This window comes from Psychrobacillus sp. MER TA 171 (genome assembly GCF_023713305.1).
Classification (GTDB): domain Bacteria; phylum Bacillota; class Bacilli; order Bacillales_A; family Planococcaceae; genus Psychrobacillus.
This window is the reverse complement of sequence record NZ_JAMAWN010000005.1, coordinates 85,569-101,764: the sequence shown is the minus strand read 5'-3', so window position 1 is coordinate 101,764 and position 16,196 is coordinate 85,569. Positions and strand designations below refer to the sequence as shown.

Sequence of the window (16,196 nt, the reverse complement as noted above, 5' to 3'; positions counted from 1 at the left end):
AACATTATTTCCTATCCTATCCCCTTATTTCCTACAGAATAAGCAATTAAGCTATTCAATTGTTTCTTTAAATGCTTTTCTCCCTGTATAAACTTTATTAACTTCTATCGTTATACTGCTAATAGAGCTTTCTGTCAAAGGAACTTTGCCATTCTTCTGTACTTTTTTCCAATTCTTCACATCACTTCTATACAAGTGTTCTGATAGACGATATATATCCACTTCTTTTTCCAGTCCTTCTAAATAGGTTTCTTCGATTTCTTTTTTAATTTGCTTCTTCACAAATTGTCGAATCTCTTTCTCTGTGATTTTTCCCTCAAAGGAACTTAGTAAAGCATTCATATTTAATTTTACTTCAAATTTGACTTCGTCGCCTTGAACTTTAGGTTTTACTTTTATTTTGAGATTATCTATAGTAATCGAAACAAACTTATCGTCACGAGGAATTGTAATTTCCCCTTTTTTAGTTTCCTTAGTCATCCATTGTAATCCATTAATTTTTTCGCCTGAGATAAAGCCTTTAAATTCGTCTGGAGTAACGACACCTACCCCCTCGAATTTCGGTAGTTTATCTTTTTCTTTTTCATTCTCCCAATTATCGTCTATTTTCACATAGGGAATATTTACTTCATAACTCGGTTCATTTAAACGAATAACGAGCTTCCGGAAATCTATTGGTTCTATAAAGGACTCTTGTTGATATGAACTCATAGGATCGGCTAGTTTAAGTCTAGTCATGGCACTGTTAAAAATAGGATTTAGCAACATAATTTCACCAATAGGATCTTTCGTTGTATATATCCACGTTTGATATCTAATCTCTCTAAATCTTAAAAAGGCGTTAATAATAACATTAGCTCTTCCTTCTTTAAGTGCTTCCTCAGAAAGAACCATATACGTCATATGTCCCCAGAATAACTTCAAATCCATTGATTTATACAATTCAAAGAATGCCTCTTCTATAGTGTCCCCTTTAGCCTTGCCAACTTCTATCTGAATTGCATCCTGGTTTGGTTGCTCAGTTTTTGCAATATTGATGAAGTCGATGATTTGAGCATGTATTTCATACTTATCCTCTTTATAATCTATCCCTATTGCATAGATGTATCGTATTCTATTTGGTTCATCCACATCCCAACAGCTGGTAAGTAGAGGTAGAAATAAGCAAAGAATGCACAACTGTTTAGTTATTCTCTTCATCATCTTCTCCTCCAATTCGAGTAGAATCCTGAGGACTTAAAGCATGTGGGCGCTCTTTATAGTTTTTGGGTGCTGACCTTATAAGCGACTTTTTAATGGTAGCCCAACTCAAATCGGTTGCAATATTCATATATGGAACTCCAAATATTCTAATACTTGATAAATAAAGAAGTAAAAAATATAAAGAAATAAAAAACCCAAACAATCCTAATATAGAAGTAATCAGTATGAGTATGATTCGAACTATACTTACAGCTGTGACAAGCGACTGATTCACTAAAGTGAAGGTAGCGATGGTAGATATAGCTATCACCACAATCATGGCGGGGCTTGTTAAACCTGCTCTTATAGCTGCATCCCCTACAATTAGACCACCTACCACACTAATGGTTCCTCCGATTACTGTTGGCAATCGTAAGCCTGCCTCCCTAAATAACTCGAACATAACTAGCATCGTCAGCATTTCAAGGGCTGAAGGCAACGGAAGTCCAGAATTATTTTGAACAACAGTGGCTAGTAATTGAAAGGGTAGTTGGTCCTGATGAAAAGTAGTAAGCGCTAGCCAAAAGGCAGGTAAGGCTAATCCTATCATTAGACCAATTATTCTCAGAACTCTTTCAGCACTACTAAAAGCCATCGGATATTCTACATCTTCCCCTGATTTTAATAGCAAAAATAAGTTGACTGGGGTTATTACTACATAAGCTACGCCATCAACTAGAATAAGAAACCTTCCCCTTACCAAGGCTTGTACAGCAAAATCTGGCCTTCCAGTATAATCATTTCTAGGGAAGATGGGAGATTTTTCATTTATTTTTTCCAGCAAAAGTTCTCCACTAAAAACAATATCAATATCCACTTCCTTTAATTGACTCATAATATCCTTTAGGATGTCCTTGCTAGCAATATCATCCATATAAAGTACAGCAACTGTTGTCTTTGATCTTTTTCCTAGTTCCAGTTTTTCCACATTCAAGGAGTTTGTAGGTAATCTTTTTCTTATTAAAGCAATATTAACCGAAATATCCTCAATAAAATTATCCCTTGGCCCCTTAATAAGTACTTCCATCCTGGATTCCTCAGGACTTCTATTAGGCTTTTTAGCAATATTACTTGAGAACGTAAGATTTTCGTCCTCAATATAAAGAATTAGATAGCCATTAAAGATTCTTGTAATTAAATCTTCTTTTGCCTCTACCTTTTGTAAATCTGGTATATGAAGCTTATTCAAAATGAACTCCTCAAGTGGTTCCTCGCCAACCTCAGTGCACATTTTTTGTATCCGAGGAACAATGGTTTCATTTAGTAGTTGAAGATCAGTCATAGCATCACAGGTAATAAAATGGACTTTATATTTCCCGTAGTTATACAACTGAAAAATGACATCTTCATTCTTCTTGAATAGTTCTTTTATTGTTTGAAGATCCAGTTTCTCCTCCGTTGGTTTCACTTTGTTTCCCTCCTTTCATACGTCTTTTCTCTTTTTTTGTTGTTTTTTTATGAAAAAAAGCTATCAAGAACAAGAAGATTGATACTAGTAAAAAGAACACGAAAGTAGTTATAAGAAAGTAGTTACCTTTAATGAAAAGAAATAAATTGTCGTTAATTAACGTTAAAATCATACAAATGATAAAGAACGCTGGGGCTAAGATGAACCATACAGGCTTCTTGTTTTTCATTTTAAGAAGGTCAATTGAGATGAATAAAAGCAGCCCAACACGTATAAAGGCACCAGTTAACCATTGGTAGATGGAAAAAAAGTCAAGATGTTCGATAAACTGCCCAATAGTAACTAAACCCCATTCCTCATATGCCGGATAATTTTGTTCCGCGGCCTCGTGTGGACCAAACTCTGTAATGGCTCCCAGTAAAGGGCCTAAAGTTAGCCCCATTAACAAGAACAGGATGATTGCAAAATGGTACCATCTCATTTTGTCTTTAATATGTTGCTGTAAAAAGAGAAGTAGTATTAGCTCGATATAACCTGCGGCAGGAAATATACTGGCTTTTAGCACAGGCTCCCAGCCATGCTCTAAAAAAGGTCGGATCAATGAATAATCCTTCACCTGTATGTTCACAAAGGCAACAAAAAATCCTAAAACTAAAACACCAAACAAGACCATTACATTTACTATTGCAATAGTTTGGATATTACTAGTTGCTAATAGGATGCACAAAACAATATAAATTATTAATAAGACGATGATGGAGGTCGTAGGCAAGAAGGTGGTTTTCACCCACTGCATCGCTTCACGCATGGTAAAGGCTGCCAATACGAACAGATAGATCCCTACTACGTAACGAAAGATTGTACTAGTTTTGGGACCTGTTGCCTCCTGAAGCCACTCCATCAATGGCCTTTGTTTCGCTTGCTTATAAATATAAACAAGTATAAAAATCCAGAAGCACATGATAACTGCAGCCAGTATGACAGACATCCATCCATCTCTACCCCCAACCTCTAAAATAGGTGGTAGAATAGTGACATGATTTTTTAATCCAATCATCGTCATGGATAAAGCAACAATATGTAAAATACTTATCGGACCGACTCTTTTCAAATTCATACCTTCTAACGTTTTATAATACTTTCTAGTTTTGACAACTTTTAAAGTGTTTATAAGGTAAAATAGATATAAATTTGAGAACTATTCTTAAGCAACTATATTAGCTATGTTAAAGGGTAGGTTGATTTATGATGCAAAGAAATTTAAATCAGAGAGTAAATTGATTTTTCGCCCTAGCCGGACGCTTTCCTCGGGGTAGGGATTCTTCTAAAACAAAAAGAGCAAGCTATATTAATAGCTCACTCTTTTGCAAAATACTTATTCAACTACTGAATAGTTTCCGTGCTCCATGGAAATTACATATTCAGGCTTCGGTGGTTTTCCACCGTGTTCTTTAATTTTATTTTTGTGACCAGCGATATGTTCAGGGCTCTTTTCCCATGCTTTCCATGCCTCTTCTGATTCCCAGCGAACGATCATTACTACTTCTTCTTCACCACGGCGAACGTTTTTCACTAAAAGTTCACGTCCGATAAAACCTTCTCTTTGTTCAATTAAAGATGGTCCTTGATCTGGTTTTTTCTTAAAGCGTTCTAGTACCTTATCTGAGTTTCCTTCTGTTACTGTCCATTTGCGAATTTGTACGAACATTGTCATCCCTCCAAATTATTACGAATATATGTAATATCTTTCTTATTACTGTCCTGATTCTTCCACTTCATTCTGTTGATCTTTTTCGTCAACTTCTACTAATTCAAATAACTGGGCAAATTCATCCATTAACATTTCTACAGCCTTTAGCTCCCCCACTAACACTGAGTTCACGGATTGTAGCTCTGGAGTAGCGAGCTGTCTTTTTAGAGAATTAGATTTAGTTTGCATTATCTCATAGAAGGCCAAAGCTCTTCCCCGACGAAACGTTTTTGCTCCACGTCTTTTTCCACTACCTCTACAAGGACCATTTCGGTCTTCACAGTGATCCGTGAATCTTTCTCTATGGGAATCATTTTTCATTTTTCATCCCCCTAATGTATACATTCGTATACATAAAATTGTATACGAATGTATACATCCTGTCAATTTTAAGTAATGAAATCTGTATGTTTTGCTACCAGAAAAACAGATGCCATTAAAGCAGTGGATTACAGGCAAAGAAGCAAAAAGATAATAATTTCTTGTATTTAACGACTTCTCAAAAAAAGAAAAGCGCCTAAGACCCCCAACGTTAAAGGATTTTAAGCGCTTTTCTACCACGGTACCAACTTTCTAAACCTTGATACATCTGTTTACTTTTATACAATTAATCCTCTTTAACTGAAGCATCAACTGTTTCGTTATTAAAGTAGTTATTATACTTGTCCATGTCAAGACGGCCTTCCCATTTCGCCATGACTAATGCTGCTAATGTATTACCACATATGTTAACAACTGTACGCATCATATCTAATAGACGATCAATTCCAAGAATGAAAGCTAGCCCTTCTAAAGGAATACCTACTGCACCAAGTGTTGAAAGAAGCACGACAAACGATACTCCCGGCACACCTGCTATGCCTTTCGATGTGACCATTAACGTTAAAACTAAAATAATTTGATTTGATAAAGACAAATCAATATTGTACATTTGTGCAATGAATAATGCTGCAATTGCTTGGTATAAAGTAGAGCCATCTAAATTAAACGAATAACCTGTTGGAATAACAAATGACCCAATATCTTTTGGTACACCTGCTTTTTCTGTTTTCAGCATAATACGCGGCAATACAGTTTCCGAGCTTGCAGTGGAAAATCCTAATATGAGCTCGTCTTTAATCATTTTAATAATGCGGAATATGCTTAACCCAACAATTTTAGCCGTTATGCCCAATACAACTACAATAAAGAAAATCATCGCAAAATAAACTAAAATCATTAGTTTCCCTAATGGAATTAAAGAAGATAACCCGAATGTGGAAACAGTCGTTGCGATTAATGCAAAAACACCAATTGGCGCAAATTTCATAATTAAATTCGTTACCCAGAACATCGCGTCAGCTACACCATGTGCTAATGCTAATACCGGTTTGCCTTTATCACCAATAGCTGCAACCCCTAGACCAAACAGTACGGAAAAGAAGATGATTGGCAACATGTCCCCTGCTGCCATTGAGGAGACAATGTTTGTCGGTACAATATTTACAATTGTATCCATTATGCTATGATCTTCTTTAGACATTTCTTCTGTTGTTTCCACATACGAAGAAATATCTCCTTTTGTTAACTCATTCATATCGACACCGCTACCAAACTGCGTTATATCAGCTAATAATATACCTAGAATAATGGCAACCGTTGTAATGATTTCAAAATAAACAAGTGTTTTAACACCAAGTTTTCCAACCTGTTTTAAAGAACCTTGACCGGCTACACCAACAATTAATGTCGAAATAATAATTGGGACTACAATCATTTTAATCATATTCATGAAAATTGTACCGAATGGAGAAAGGTATTTTAAAATAATATCATTTCCATAAAATATACCTCCAACAATAATACCTAATATCAAGCCGATTAAGATTTGCCAAGCTAGCCCAATTCTTATACGATTTTTCTTTTTCATTTCTTTATACCCCCCCTTATTACTGTGCATAAAAATAAACTATCTTAAAATAATATATTGTTTTTTATTATACTAGAATATTATATAAGAGTGAAATTATTAGCTCTATGAAAATAATGGTAATAGCATTTAAATTTTTATGACTATAAAGATAATATATCTATGCATACCGCTACTCACAGATTATCTATTATGTACAGCCACCTTGCTCGTAGGAGTATTTTTTTATCGTTCATGGCCATATTTCTATGGCTTGGCTTTTGATTCTTGCTTGTATATTTTATACGTTTGGCAATATTCTAATCGACTATAGCTGTGCTCCTTTTTCCTATTCGTATACCCAAGATCATTATAGTAAAAAAAGGTTAAGCGATATTTAGAGGGCATTTACTACAACAATTGATAGCAATTTTATGTAGAGTGTTTATGCTGATTTATTATATAGCCTCTAATTGTTATGGCATTTGGCAATGTCTTTTATGCGTATTCTTTCAAAAACCGATATTCTTAGGCCCATTTATTATGGAATTAGTTTAAATGCTTCATTGAATTATAAGCAGCTTAGGTTGAAAGTAAGGCTCCTTCAGCTTATAGAGAATATATTAGAGATCTTCTCAATAATTGGTGGATCAACATTACTCTAGGTTCAGCAAAAAACAAAAAAGCACCTCAAACCCTTTTCGACAAAGGACTTGAAATGCTTTTTAGTTGGTTCAAATTTATTCTTCTGAACCTTATTACGTCCCAGGAGAGATTCGAACTCCCGACCGACGCCTTAGAAGGGCGTTGCTCTATCCAGCTGAGCTACTGAGACCAAGTACTCCCCCACCACACAGATAGGAAAGACAAGATTTATTATATAATGATAACAAATGAATGTCAACAGTACTTTTACGAAAAATTGAAAGTGACTTCTTCTAACAGTTTATGGTCAGAGGAGAAGAATAGAACTTGCCAACTATCTTTTTGTTTTTCAATAATTGAATAGCTCTTTTCCTTACGTCCCCTTGGCTGATGAAGACTTCCTGGGTTCACAAACAAGATGCCGTTTTGAAGCTCTGCACCAAGTAAATGTGAATGGCCAAAGCAGACAATCGTCGCTCCTACTTCCTGCGCCCTATAATTGAGAGGCAATATCGTGGATTTGACTTGATGACGATGGCCATGAACGATTAAAATGGTTTGGTCTTCCAACGAAATAATTTTTTCCTCTGGAAATCCAAGATCATAATCACAATTCCCTTTAACAATGGAAACAGGTTTGTCCTCAAAAAAGGAAGCCTCTAACTCACTATCCCCACAGTGAATAATCGCATCTACTTCCTTGGATCGAAAACGTATAACTTCTTCCATTGTAGCTATATCCGAATGAGTATCACTCATGACTAAAAGCTTCATCGAACAGCCACCACCTTTATAGTAAATCAGGTAATTTTGACTTTAATTGCTTAATAGCATTTCCACGGTGAGAAATAGCCCCTTTTTCTTCTGCAGATAATTCGGCCATCATTTTATTCTCGGACGGAACAAAGAAGACTGGGTCATAACCAAAACCGTTATTCCCTTTTCTTTCTTGAGCAATAACGCCTTCGCATGTTCCTCTGACTGTGAATGGCTCCATGGTTGGAGATGCAACTGCAATCACACAAACGAAGCGGGCACTTCTTTCGGATTCTTTTACGTTTTTAAGCTCTTCTAACAGTTTGGTGATGTTTGCCTCATCACTCTTCTCTTCTCCCGCATAACGCGCAGAATAGACACCAGGACGACCGCCTAAGGCATCCACTTCAAGGCCGCTGTCATCCGCAATTACGATCGATTGTAAATGTTCAGCTAACGCAGTCGCCTTTAACAAGGCATTTTCTTCAAAGGTTATACCTGTTTCTTCAACATCCATTTCTTTTGCTACGTCATGTAGGGTTAGCACTTCGTATCCAAGGGGATTAAATAATGCTTCAAAATCCTTTGCTTTCCCCTTATTTTTAGTTGCAATAATTATTTGTTTCATGATCAAATCATCCTTTCTCATCAATTTTAGAAGCTAAATCTCCTAATGCAGCTCGTTGGATATCCATTAACTGCTGGATTCCAGCTTCACCATACTCTAGAAGCTCCAATAGTTCACTTTTTGAGAAAGTTGCTTCTTCGCCCGTACCTTGAAGCTCAACGTACTCACCACTGCTAGTTTGTACTATATTCATATCCACAGTTGCGGAAGAATCCTCTACGTAATTTAAATCTAACACTACTCCAATTTCATCAACTATCCCTACACTAGTAGCAGCTAGGTATTGAATTACAGGAAATTTAGGAAGCTGCTTTTGCTCATACAGTTTTCCTAGTGCAATGGTTAATGCAACAAACGCCCCAGTTATACTAGCAGTTCTTGTTCCCCCATCGGCCTGAATGACATCGCAGTCAATCCAAATTGTTTTTTCCCCTATTACTTCGAGGTCTACTACCGATCGCAAAGCTCGTCCTATTAGACGCTGTATTTCCATCGTACGACCAGTAACCTTCCCTTTAGACGACTCACGCTGTGTACGTGATTCTGTGGCGCGTGGAAGCATAGAATATTCAGCTGTAATCCAACCCTTACCTTGTCCTCTTAAAAAAGGAGGCACTCGATCTTCAATTGTTGCATTACAAATAACTTTGGTATTACCTACCGTGATTAATACAGATCCTTCTGGGTGCATTAAATAATCTGTCTCGATTGTTACCTTTCGCAATTGCTTTGTTTCTCTTCCATCAAATCTAATCATATATTTCTCCTTTTTATGTACCTGAACAGAAGAAAACCCCGCTATTCGAGGATTCTCTTAACAGGGTTAATGAAATGAAATTGTCCGTATATCTGCATTCGACAAGTTTAACCATTTTTCGACAATTGTTTTAAAGATTGGCACCGAACCGGTCGTATAGAAAATAGGTTCTTTCTCTATCTCGGTCGGATTGCGTAAATGATGATAATCTAAGTACTCCAATACATCCTGGGCGGTTTCCTCAGCTGATGATAGTACATTTACATGTTCACCAACTGCATCCTCAATATGCTTTTGCAATAATGGGTAATGTGTGCAACCAAGGATAACCGTATCAAAATGCTCTGATTTTAAGGGTTGCAAGGCTTCAAAAACCATTTTTCTCGCAAAGTCACCCTCATATTCATTACTCTCAACAATTGGAACAAAAGTAGGGCATGCAAGCGGAATGATTTTACTAGAAGTATTCAGAGCTGCAATCGCTTTTTCATAAGCCCCACTTTTAATTGTACCGCTTGTACCTAACACTACAATTTCATTTTTTTTCGTTGCTTTAATAGCCGCTCTTGCTCCCGGGAAAATAACACCTATCACTGGGAAAGGCATTTTCTTACTCAAGGAGTTTAGAGCTACTGCTGTCGCAGTATTACATGCTATTACAAGCATTTTAATTTTCATTTTAGACAAGGCAATTGCCATTTGCCATGTAAATTTACGAACTTCTTCACTAGTTCTAGGTCCATAAGGACATCTAGCTGTATCACCAATATAAATAATTTCTTCGTTTGGGAGTAGATGCATAATTTCTTTTGCAACTGTCAAACCTCCCACACCAGAGTCTATCACACCGATTGGGGCTTTCACGTCAATTCCTCAGTTCTTTTTCATCTCAAGATGTAATTTTGCTAATAAAGTTGATAATGTTTGTGCTTCATCTTGGTCAAACTGTTTCAGCACATCTTTTAAGTATTGCTGTCGTTTGTCAATTACCTCTTCGATGATACGCTCGCCTTCTTTTAATAAATGTATTCGTACAACTCGACGATCTTGCTCGTCTCTTACTCGCTGTACTAGTTCACTTCTTTCCATCCGGTCAATTAAGTCCGTAGTGGTACTAAAAGCTAAATACATTTTATTAGATAAATCCCCGATTGTCATGTCTCCAATCTCGAAAAGCCACTGAAGAGCTACAAACTGGGGAGGCGTTATCGTATAAGAATTTAAGATTTGTCGCCCTCTTTGTTTGATAATCCCTGAAATATGCCGAAGTTCTTTTTCTAAAAAAGCAACATCTTCGTGGTTAAGTTCCACTTGGTTCTTTTCTTCTGCCATGAATCTCACTCCTCAAAACAATACGTCCTCTTATTATTGTGACTTGTTCTGAGGAAAATGGCAAGGATTCAAATCAATTCAATGATAATTCGCCTAGTCTTAATAGTTCAACAATTGCTTGAGATCTACCAGATACGCCTAATTTTTGTATCGTGTTAGATATATGGTTTCGAACTGTTTTTTCACTAATAGACAGCTGAATTGAAATGTCTTTTGTAGAATTGTCTTCTACTAATAATTGAAATATTTGACGCTCTCTGCTCGTCAAAATTGATCTTTGCTGATTACCATCGTACAATGCCATAGCCCCCTATCCACTCTCCTACTAACGTATGTAGCAAAGGGATGGTAGGTGACGGCTAGTAAATACTCTTTTGAAAAACTTCTTTTTCTTGTTCGGTCCATTTTGCAGATTTTCCCGTTTTCTTATCAATTTGTACGATACTGCCTCTTCCAGTAAACACTATATCTCCTTTTGTATTCTTTGCCATGTAATGGATATCAACCGAAGAACTACCAACTGAATTGGCTTTTACATAAATGTGGAGCTTCTCATCAAAAAATACCTGTTTCTGATAATCACATTGTAGATCAGCAACTACTGGTATCTTTTCTCCTTTAGGATTAAGCCAATCATTCATAAGCATAACCTTTTTAAAGTATTCAATACGAGCATATTCAAAGTAAGTGAATGGTACGGTATTGTTTAAGTGCCCATACATATCTGTTTCTGAAAAACGCACACTGACCTCCGTATAAAAAGAAAATCCCTTTTCCCACGCTTCTAAGTCTTCTATGTATCCTGCTCTCATATAATAATCCCCTTTATATTTAGAATAGATATTCATTTAAAAATGAATAATCATTCATTTATTATATCAGAAAATTAAAAATCCATCTAACAAATTATTAGTGAAAGGAATACACATTTCATCCGGTTTCTTTGTCGTATTTTGACGAACGGACCATACTTGAAAAAAGCCTTAAACATCGCCGGGAACTTTCCAACAAGAAAAGCGCAAGCGCCTATCTCTGCCCCGACAGGCAAATGGAGAAAAGCGAGGAGGCAGTTCCTCAGCCACCGGAGCTTTTATCCATTTGACCCCGAGGGGCAAGGCGGTGGAGCTAGACATCCAGAAAAGCGCAAGCGCCTGTCACTGCCCCGACAGGCAAATGGAGAAATGTGAGGAGGCAGTACTTCGCCACCGGAGCTTTTATCCATTTGACCCCGAGGGGCAAGGCGGTGGAGCTAGACATCCAGAAAAGCGCAAGCGCCTGTCACTGCCCCGACAGGCAAATGGAGAAAAGCGAGGAGGCAGTTCCTCAGCCACCGGAGCTTTTATCCATTTGACCCCGAGGGGCAAGGCAGTGGAGCTAGACATCCAGAAAAGCGCAAGCGCCTGTCACTGCCCCGACAGGCAAATGGGGAAAAGCGAGGAGGCAGTTCCTCAGCCACCGGAGCTTTTATCCATTTGACCCCGAGGGGCAAGGCGGTGGAGCTAGACATCCAGAAAAGCGCACCGCCTGTCACTGCCCCGACAGGCAAATGGGGAAAAGCGAGGAGGCAGTTCCTCAGCCACCGGAGCTTTTATCCATTTGACCCCGAGGGGCAAGGCGGTGGAGCTAGACATCAATTTATCCACAGGTTCAGTATTTTGTAATTTCCTAAACAATAAAAAAAAGCTCAGAATTTGCATTCTGAGCTTTAACATATTTATTAGTCTACCATGTTGTCGCTTCCGAAGAAGTTTCTAAACATTTGAACTGTAGTATCACGGTTTAATGCAGCGATAGAAGTTGTAAGTGGAATACCTTTTGGACATGCAACTACACAGTTTTGTGCGTTACCACAGTTTGCAAGGCCTCCATCTCCCATGATCGCATTTAAACGCTCGTCTTTATTCATAGCTCCAGTTGGATGCGCATTGAACAAACGAACTTGTGAAAGCGGAGCTGGTCCGATAAATGAAGCATTATCATTTACGTTTGGACAAGCCTCTAAACATACACCACAAGTCATACATTTAGACAATTCATAAGCCCATTGACGTTTACGCTCTGGCATACGTGGACCTTCTCCAAGGTCATAAGAACCATCAATTGGAACCCATGCTTTAACTTTTTTCAAAGCGTCAAACATACGGCTTCTATCTACTTGAAGGTCACGTACGACAGGGAAAGTGCTCATAGGTGCTAATGTAATCGGTTGAGTCAATTGATCAATAAGTGTTGAACAAGATTGACGTGGACGACCATTAATAACCATTGAACATGCACCACATACTTCCTCTAAGCAGTTCATGTCCCATGTTACAGGAGTAGTAGCTTTACCATCTGTGTTAACTGGTCTTTGACGAATTTCCATTAATGCAGAAATTACATTCATATTTGGACGCCAATTTACTTCGAATTTTTCCCAATAGGGTTTGGATTCAGGAGTATCTTGACGGTAAATTTCTATTTGAACCTTTTTGGTTTCTGTTGCCGTCACCATGATTATTTTGCTCCTTTCGATGATGAGTAATCACGTTTACGAGGAGCAACAAGAGATATATCAATATCTTCATAATGAATAATTGGAGCCCCTGTAGCTGGATCAAACTTAGCCATAGTAGTTTTCATGAATTCTTCGTCATTACGTTCTGGGAAATCAGGTTTGTAATGTGCTCCACGGCTTTCATTACGTTGAAGTGCTCCTAACGTGATAACACGTGCTAAGTATAACATATTTTTCAATTGACGAGTAAATGATGCGCCTTGGTTTGACCAGCGTTGCGTATCATCCATGTTAATGTTTTCGTATCTTTCCATTAACTCTTGAATTTTTCTGTCAGTTTCCTCTAGCTTGTCGTTGTAGCGAACTACTGTTACGTTATCAGTCATCCACTCACCTAGCTCTTTATGTAAAAGGTAAGCGTTTTCTGTACCTTTCATAGCTAGTGTTTGCTCCCATTTCTCTTGCTCAAGCTTCACTTCATTTTCATAAATAGAATCATCTAAGTCTTCTGCATGAGTGGAAAGCCCTTTCATGTATTTAACAGCATTAGGACCAGCCACGCTTCCACCAAATACAGCTGAAAGTAATGAGTTAGCTCCTAAACGGTTAGCTCCATGTTGAGAATAGTCACATTCGCCAGCAGCAAATAGACCAGGGATGTTCGTCATTTGATCATAATCTACCCATAATCCACCCATTGAATAATGAACAGCAGGGAAAATTTTCATAGGAACTTTACGAGGGTCGTCCCCAGTAAATTTCTCGTAGATTTCAATGATTCCACCAAGTTTTACGTCTAATTCATGTGGATCTTTATGAGAAAGATCTAGATATACCATGTTTTCGCCGTTAATACCTAATTTTTGATTAACGCAAACGTCAAAGATTTCACGAGTCGCGATATCACGTGGTACTAGGTTACCGTAAGCAGGATACTTTTCTTCTAGGAAATACCAAGGTTTACCGTCTTTGTACGTCCAAATACGACCACCCTCACCACGAGCTGATTCTGACATCAGACGAAGCTTGTCATCTCCAGGAATTGCCGTTGGGTGAATTTGGATGAATTCTCCGTTTGCATAGTAAGCGCCTTGTTGATAAACGATACTTGCAGCAGATCCTGTATTAATAATAGAGTTAGTTGTTTTACCAAAAATGATCCCAGGACCACCAGTAGCCATGATTACAGCGTCTCCACGGAAAGCACGGATTTCTGATGAGTTAAGGTTTTGCGCTTTAATACCGCGACAAGTTCCTTCATTGTCTTTAATAATACCTAGGAATTCCCATCCTTCGTATTTTGTTACTAGACCTTCTACTTCAAAGCGACGAACTTGTTCGTCAAGCGCATAAAGTAGCTGTTGACCAGTTGTTGCACCAGCAAATGCTGTACGGTGCATTAAAGTTCCTCCGAAACGACGGAAATCTAATAGACCTTCTGGTGTACGGTTGAACATAACTCCCATACGGTCAAACAAATGAATGATTCCTGGAGCAGCGTCTGCCATTGCCTTAACAGGAGGTTGGTTTGCTAAAAAGTCTCCACCATAAACAGTATCATCTAAATGAACTGCAGGTGAATCCCCTTCACCTTTTGTATTTACAGCCCCGTTAATACCGCCTTGTGCACATACAGAGTGTGAGCGTTTAACAGGAACTAATGAGAATAGATCTACTTGTGTGCCTTCTTCGGCAGCTTTCATTGTTGCCATTAATCCGGCTAATCCACCGCCGACAACAATAAGTTTATTTTTTGCCATGCTATTTCACTCCTTAAATTTATAGTAGCTTAGGTGTAGAAGGGTCTTATACGAATGCTAAAAGTGCTTGTACACCAACTACAGATAACGCTAAGAAGATTACTAATGTTACATAAGTTGAAATTCTTTGAGATTTTGGTGATTGAGTGATTCCCCAGCTTACAAGGAATGACCAGATACCGTTAGCTAAATGGAAGGTTGCAGAAATTACACCTACAATATAAAAAGCTAACATCCATGGGTTTGATAAAATTTCATTCATCATGTTAAAGTTAACTTCCTTAGCTCCAATTGCAGCTTGGAAACGTGTTTCAAATACATGCCATGCGATAAACACAACAAGGAATATTCCAGTAAAACGTTGTAAAATAAACAACCAGTTTCTTAGAGTACCGTATCTGTTAGGATTGTACTTAACAGTAAATGCAATATAGATACCATAGAATGCATGGAACAACAAAGGAATATAAATTACAAACACTTCCAGCATTAGTCTAAAAGGTAGACTCTCCATGAAATGTGATGCCGTGTTAAAGGCTTCTTCACCTCTTGTAGCAAAATGGTTTACTACTAAATGTTGCGCCAGAAATAATCCAACTGGAATAATACCAAGTAAAGAATGTAATCGACGCATGAAAAATTCGCGATCTTTCGACAAAACAGTAACCCCCCTCAAATTTCCAATTAGCGATGATTAAACTATTGTAATAGAATAATAAATCATCACATGTTCACACCTTCTTGTTACGAATTTATGACATATCCATTGTACTCTCAACATTTTAGAGCGTCAAGGTATGTTTCCTGATTTTGTTCATCTTTCTGACACTCACCTATATAATGATTAGTTTATTTTTTCACAAAGTATTCTCTCCCAGTGAAAATATTTTATGCTAGAATAGATTATAGTTTTTATTTATCTTTGGAAAGAAGGGTTGCTGTTTGAATGAAAGAGAACATTCACATGTAACTTCCTTTGGATATGAAATAATAAGAGATCACGTGCTCACTTCTATTCTCGGAAAACATGAAAAAGAAATATTGTACTGGGCAGGTAAGGACCTTGCACGAAAGTTTCCACTCTATTCAATGGAAGAAGCCATCTCTTTCTTCCAAGAGGCTGGCTGGGGAAGGCTTGAGTTAGATAAAACATCAAAAGATTCGGCCTATTACACGCTAGAAACATACAATCTTCCTCAAAGTGGAATTAATAGATGTCACCGATTAGAGGCTGGCTTTCTTGCAGAGCAGAAGCAAAAAATAGATGGCTATGAAACTGAATGCTATGATGAGTTTGTAAAAAAAACTGGGTTGGTCACCTTCCATATTAAATGGGACTTAAAAAGTAAACGCTAAAGATACATAAAGAGGAGGATGGAGCAATTTCCATCTTCCTCTCTTTTTTTAATAAAGCTTTGTTAAAGTTATTGGTTGATTTTGACTAACAATTCTTTTAATAGTGACTTTAAACATAAACAAAGGAACTTTCAAATGGCTATTAAGAACATAAATAGATTGTGAAATTGGGGTTGG

General features: G+C 37.6%; 20 protein-coding genes and 1 tRNA gene. 4 read left to right on the top strand and 17 right to left on the bottom strand.

The window, feature by feature from the left end; all coding sequences use genetic code 11:
* Nucleotides 1-51: 51 nt before the first annotated feature.
* The 14 genes from M3627_RS06950 to M3627_RS06885 all read right to left on the bottom strand — a co-directional run bounded on the left by M3627_RS06950 (nt 52) and on the right by M3627_RS06885 (nt 11,218).
* Nucleotides 52-1,200: a Ger(x)C family spore germination protein gene (locus M3627_RS06950; RefSeq protein WP_251553419.1), complete on the bottom strand. Its 1,149-nt coding sequence runs from the start codon at nt 1,198-1,200 to the stop codon at nt 52-54.
* On the bottom strand, nt 1,184-2,650 hold the full coding sequence (locus M3627_RS06945; RefSeq protein ID WP_251553418.1) for a spore germination protein: 1,467 nt from the start codon (nt 2,648-2,650) through the stop codon (nt 1,184-1,186). The genes M3627_RS06950 and M3627_RS06945 overlap by 17 nt, the downstream gene beginning before the upstream one ends.
* Nucleotides 2,589-3,767, bottom strand: a complete 1,179-nt coding sequence (locus M3627_RS06940) for a GerAB/ArcD/ProY family transporter (RefSeq protein ID WP_251553417.1) — start codon at nt 3,765-3,767, stop codon at nt 2,589-2,591. Before M3627_RS06940 ends, M3627_RS06945 begins: the two co-directional genes overlap by 62 nt.
* Before the next feature lie 258 nt (nt 3,768-4,025).
* Nucleotides 4,026-4,358, bottom strand: coding sequence for an antibiotic biosynthesis monooxygenase family protein (locus M3627_RS06935; protein WP_169361001.1), 333 nt, complete (start codon nt 4,356-4,358; stop codon nt 4,026-4,028).
* A gap of 45 nt (nt 4,359-4,403) precedes the next feature.
* Nucleotides 4,404-4,721 carry a hypothetical protein gene (locus M3627_RS06930; RefSeq protein ID WP_251553416.1) on the bottom strand — a complete coding sequence of 106 codons (318 nt, stop codon included), beginning with the start codon at nt 4,719-4,721 and terminating at the stop codon, nt 4,404-4,406.
* Between the two features lie 286 nt (nt 4,722-5,007).
* Complete coding sequence (locus M3627_RS06925) at nt 5,008-6,309, bottom strand: cation:dicarboxylate symporter family transporter (RefSeq protein ID WP_251553415.1); 1,302 nt, start codon at nt 6,307-6,309, stop codon at nt 5,008-5,010.
* 740 nt (nt 6,310-7,049) lie between these two features.
* A tRNA-Arg gene (locus M3627_RS06920) sits at nt 7,050-7,123 on the bottom strand.
* Nucleotides 7,124-7,200: 77 nt separating this feature from the next.
* Nucleotides 7,201-7,707: a metallophosphoesterase family protein gene (locus M3627_RS06915; RefSeq protein ID WP_251553414.1), complete on the bottom strand. Its 507-nt coding sequence runs from the start codon at nt 7,705-7,707 to the stop codon at nt 7,201-7,203.
* Nucleotides 7,708-7,723: 16 nt separating this feature from the next.
* Nucleotides 7,724-8,317 carry an XTP/dITP diphosphatase gene (locus M3627_RS06910; protein WP_251553413.1) on the bottom strand — a complete coding sequence of 198 codons (594 nt, stop codon included), beginning with the start codon at nt 8,315-8,317 and terminating at the stop codon, nt 7,724-7,726.
* A gap of 7 nt (nt 8,318-8,324) precedes the next feature.
* Nucleotides 8,325-9,074 carry a ribonuclease PH gene (rph, locus tag M3627_RS06905; RefSeq protein ID WP_169360997.1) on the bottom strand — a complete coding sequence of 250 codons (750 nt, stop codon included), beginning with the start codon at nt 9,072-9,074 and terminating at the stop codon, nt 8,325-8,327.
* Nucleotides 9,075-9,140: 66 nt separating this feature from the next.
* Nucleotides 9,141-9,938, bottom strand: coding sequence for a glutamate racemase (racE, locus tag M3627_RS06900; RefSeq protein WP_169360996.1), 798 nt, complete (start codon nt 9,936-9,938; stop codon nt 9,141-9,143).
* 9 nt (nt 9,939-9,947) lie between these two features.
* Nucleotides 9,948-10,406: a MarR family winged helix-turn-helix transcriptional regulator gene (locus tag M3627_RS06895; RefSeq protein WP_169360995.1), complete on the bottom strand. Its 459-nt coding sequence runs from the start codon at nt 10,404-10,406 to the stop codon at nt 9,948-9,950.
* A gap of 73 nt (nt 10,407-10,479) precedes the next feature.
* The gene (locus tag M3627_RS06890) at nt 10,480-10,704 is read right to left on the bottom strand and encodes a helix-turn-helix domain-containing protein (protein WP_225215939.1); all 225 of its coding nucleotides are present in this window, start codon (nt 10,702-10,704) and stop codon (nt 10,480-10,482) included.
* 61 nt (nt 10,705-10,765) lie between these two features.
* On the bottom strand, nt 10,766-11,218 hold the full coding sequence (locus tag M3627_RS06885) for an acyl-CoA thioesterase (protein WP_251553412.1): 453 nt from the start codon (nt 11,216-11,218) through the stop codon (nt 10,766-10,768).
* A 131-nt stretch (nt 11,219-11,349) separates the two neighbouring features.
* On the opposite strand from M3627_RS06885, the gene M3627_RS06880 reads away from it, so the two are divergent.
* Genes M3627_RS06880 through M3627_RS06870 form a run of 3 tightly spaced genes read left to right on the top strand, consistent with a single transcriptional unit; the run spans nt 11,350 to nt 12,067 of the window.
* Nucleotides 11,350-11,508, top strand: a complete 159-nt coding sequence (locus tag M3627_RS06880) for a hypothetical protein (RefSeq protein ID WP_251553411.1) — start codon at nt 11,350-11,352, stop codon at nt 11,506-11,508.
* Nucleotides 11,509-11,525: 17 nt separating this feature from the next.
* Nucleotides 11,526-11,882 carry a hypothetical protein gene (locus M3627_RS06875; RefSeq protein ID WP_251553410.1) on the top strand — a complete coding sequence of 119 codons (357 nt, stop codon included), beginning with the start codon at nt 11,526-11,528 and terminating at the stop codon, nt 11,880-11,882.
* A 17-nt stretch (nt 11,883-11,899) separates the two neighbouring features.
* The gene (locus M3627_RS06870; protein ID WP_251553409.1) at nt 11,900-12,067 is read left to right on the top strand and encodes a hypothetical protein; all 168 of its coding nucleotides are present in this window, start codon (nt 11,900-11,902) and stop codon (nt 12,065-12,067) included.
* Between the two features lie 56 nt (nt 12,068-12,123).
* Here M3627_RS06870 and sdhB read toward each other — a convergent pair whose 3' ends face one another.
* From sdhB to M3627_RS06855, 3 genes are read right to left on the bottom strand one after another with little or no spacing between them, the layout of a single operon-like run.
* Complete coding sequence (gene sdhB / locus M3627_RS06865; RefSeq protein WP_205964149.1) at nt 12,124-12,900, bottom strand: succinate dehydrogenase iron-sulfur subunit; 777 nt, start codon at nt 12,898-12,900, stop codon at nt 12,124-12,126.
* A gap of 2 nt (nt 12,901-12,902) precedes the next feature.
* The gene (gene sdhA, locus M3627_RS06860) at nt 12,903-14,663 is read right to left on the bottom strand and encodes a succinate dehydrogenase flavoprotein subunit (protein ID WP_251553408.1); all 1,761 of its coding nucleotides are present in this window, start codon (nt 14,661-14,663) and stop codon (nt 12,903-12,905) included.
* A gap of 46 nt (nt 14,664-14,709) precedes the next feature.
* Nucleotides 14,710-15,321, bottom strand: coding sequence for a succinate dehydrogenase cytochrome b558 subunit (locus tag M3627_RS06855; RefSeq protein ID WP_277347138.1), 612 nt, complete (start codon nt 15,319-15,321; stop codon nt 14,710-14,712).
* A 284-nt stretch (nt 15,322-15,605) separates the two neighbouring features.
* Here M3627_RS06855 and M3627_RS06850 point away from each other — a divergent pair, with 284 nt between their 5' ends.
* Complete coding sequence (locus M3627_RS06850; RefSeq protein ID WP_169361113.1) at nt 15,606-16,019, top strand: YslB family protein; 414 nt, start codon at nt 15,606-15,608, stop codon at nt 16,017-16,019.
* Nucleotides 16,020-16,196 lie beyond the last annotated feature (177 nt).